The organism is Mycobacterium arosiense ATCC BAA-1401 = DSM 45069, assembly GCF_002086125.1.
Lineage (GTDB): Bacteria > Actinomycetota > Actinomycetes > Mycobacteriales > Mycobacteriaceae > Mycobacterium > Mycobacterium arosiense.
Genome location: NZ_MVHG01000456.1, coordinates 1 through 229 on the forward strand (window position 1 = coordinate 1; position 229 = coordinate 229).

Genomic DNA, 229 nt, shown 5'->3' on the forward strand with positions numbered 1-229 from the left:
AAGCGGTCCAGCGCGGCCATCGGCGAGCAGGCGTCGTCGCGATAGCGCAGCGGCGGGATGATCGGTTCGATGGGATGGCGCAGGGCCAGCGGGTTGTCCCGTTCGAGGGGACGCTCGCCGCGCTGCTCGGCGAACAGCCGGCGGGCCAATTCGAGAGCCTCAGGCTCGACCCAGAGTTCGTTTGCATGCTGGTTGAACAGTTGCCGGGCCTGTTCGTCGTTATGCGGAT

General features: G+C 66.8%; 1 protein-coding gene. It reads right to left on the reverse strand.

Features of this window, described 5'->3' with window-relative positions; all coding sequences use genetic code 11:
* A partial coding sequence (locus BST14_RS32535; RefSeq protein WP_142279755.1) for a hypothetical protein occupies window positions 1-229 on the reverse strand: 229 nt, incomplete at both ends.